This is a genomic window from Pseudoalteromonas sp. GW168-MNA-CIBAN-0100, from assembly GCF_040309225.1.
GTDB classification, from domain to species: Bacteria; Pseudomonadota; Gammaproteobacteria; order Enterobacterales; family Alteromonadaceae; genus Pseudoalteromonas; species Pseudoalteromonas arctica.
The window spans coordinates 1-241 of sequence record NZ_JBEOOL010001016.1; the positions used below are offsets into that span (position 1 = coordinate 1).

Below are 241 nucleotides of genomic sequence, written 5' to 3' on the forward strand. Positions count from 1 at the left end.
GGGGAATAGCCAGAGATTCGCGATATTTTGCAATTGTCCGTCTAGCTACTTTAATTCCTTGCTCAGCCAATATATCTGCAATCTTGCTATCACTCAATGGTTTGGCTAAGTTTTCTGCAGCTATCAACTTTTTAATCAGGGCACGTATGGCAGTTGATGAACATTCGCCACCATTTTCGGTGCTTACATGGCTTGAAAAAAAGTACTTAAGCTCAAAAATGCCACGTGGAGTGTGCATATC

1 protein-coding gene is annotated in these 241 nt (G+C 41.5%); it reads right to left on the reverse strand.

The window, feature by feature from the left end:
- Positions 1-241, reverse strand: a 241-nt coding sequence (locus AAEY62_RS24425) for an RNA polymerase factor sigma-54 (RefSeq protein WP_502935573.1), incomplete at both ends; no start/stop codon positions are given.